General features: G+C 50.8%; 2 protein-coding genes. One reads left to right on the plus strand and one right to left on the minus strand.

Annotation, left to right across the window (positions count from 1 at the left end):
- Positions 1 to 409: 409 nt before the first annotated feature.
- Positions 410 to 1,630 (minus strand): DUF4934 domain-containing protein, encoded by a 1,221-nt coding sequence (locus C5O24_RS13000; protein ID WP_107036083.1) that lies wholly within the window; start codon positions 1,628 to 1,630, stop codon positions 410 to 412.
- 120 nt (positions 1,631 to 1,750) lie between these two features.
- Here C5O24_RS13000 and C5O24_RS14395 point away from each other — a divergent pair.
- Positions 1,751 to 1,949: hypothetical protein (locus C5O24_RS14395; protein WP_205961127.1), on the plus strand; the 199-nt coding region annotated here is incomplete at its 3' end.

The following is a 1,949-nucleotide window of genomic DNA, read 5'->3' on the forward strand; positions in this document are numbered from 1 at the left end:
GGGGATGCCCGAGCGGCGGGGGCGGCCTAAACCGCCCCCAAGAGCGGACTGCGGCAAGACCATTCTCAAATAATCTAAGGTGGATGTAATTTTTGCCTCATTTTATTTGGTTTTTAATATAGTTCGTCGTTAGGGTTATAATCTGAACTCATTCGCGGCCTCTGCCGCTGGTATTTACACTGTCGCTCCGTTATGGTGCACTAATGTTTTGTTCACCAATTTTTGTCAAATTTACAACACATATCCGAAAACTCAGTTAACTTTTTATAACTACCCCCCCCCTATTTAATTTTTTTTAACACAAAATGCCAGTACTCGTTCTGACCCCAGACGGCCATAAAAAAAGGGTGAGCCGCCGCCATAATGGCTACGACTCACCGCGTTACACTGACCGGTCAGCTACCGGCCGTCACTTCCAGCGCCCGAATATGACGATGTTGTTGTCGTCTTCGTCGAGCGTGGCCTGAAAATCCTTGAGTTTTTTCAGCTCATCGCCGGAAATATCATATTGCTCGATACTCTTGTCGATCCACGACGAAAGACCACCAGGGCTCGAATTCATTACAAAATAACCGGGGCTTTTGGAGAATGCCCAACCGCTGTCCCAGCGCACTTCGCCGATGCAGTCGACCATAATATTGCAATACGCTCCGCGCAGGCTGACCGGATCGACAAGCATCGGAGTCTGCGACGGAATGACGTAACTGTTGTCGTTGACAGCCTGCGGCTCTCCGAAGCTGAGGAAGAGATACATGCCTCCGAGGCGGTCATACTTGTGCATCAGACCCTCCTTTATGCCTGCCGTAAATACAGGCCGCAGCGTCCGGCCGTCGTATCCGTAGAGCGAATCGGCTGCGGCATCGATGCGAAACATCGCATAGCTGAATCCCTCGGCACGGCTGCCTATGTCACTGTAAAGTTCGCTGCTGAAATCCATAGGCATCTCCAGCCATGGCATGGACACCGACGACAGAATGTTGCCGTCGAAATCCTGTTCCCACACCTCGTCGCGGGATTTAGAGCCGTCGAAACAGATCGACACAGCCGTGATGCGCTGCCGCTTCGTGTCGACTCTCACCGCGCCCTTAGGCATCTGGCGCGCAAGAGGGATGTCGCCGGCAAAGGTTCCGTCGGAATTATAGCTCATCAGCTTTGTGGCGTTATACTGCACCATATATATACGTCCGGCATCGGCATCTACATAGAAATCGTAGGGCGCGATGGAATACTCTCCGGGTCCATTGCCTTTGGCGCCGATCTGACCCAGGTATTTGCCCTCGAAATCAAACTGCTTCACGACGCCATCGCTGTAGACAATGATACGCTCACCCGTGATCCAGGTCTGCCCCGCCCCGACAAGAGCATCGTCGGAGTTTTCAAGTCTTACGATCTTCAGGTCATCGGCAAGATCCGACAGTTTCAGCGTCACCTTCTCGCCCGCCTTGCCGGGATCAGCCACCACGATAGAACCTCCATCGGGCAATTGCACACGCTCGGCTACGACCGGCAACTGATCGAAAGCCGCCAGCGACGACGCACCGCCCGCCGCATTGTCGTTTTTCGCTCCACATGCAGCCGTCAGAGCCGTCAGCATCAGCCCGACGACCGGCTGCACCACATTTCTTTTCATGTCTGTATAAATTCAATGATTCGGTAAAAATTACCGAAGTAGTTGAAAGTTAAGTTAATATATCGAATTGTCAAATACAAACGAATCGCCAAAGCGTTCATTATAAAAACATTAAACAATATGAACGTATTGGCGATTCTCAAAGACTTCACCTTTCAGTGTAAGTCGGTATTTGAAAATACTACAACCAAGATGAGCAAAAGGTTCCTCAACTGGCTGATTTTAACAATACGCACTGTAGCGTTGATTCCGGGCAAAGTCAATTTTACCCGGCTGTCGCGCTATGGCGGTCGTACTGCCAAGAACTTTGCCTCCAATT

Source organism: Paramuribaculum intestinale, assembly GCF_003024925.1.
Lineage (GTDB): Bacteria > Bacteroidota > Bacteroidia > Bacteroidales > Muribaculaceae > Paramuribaculum > Paramuribaculum intestinale.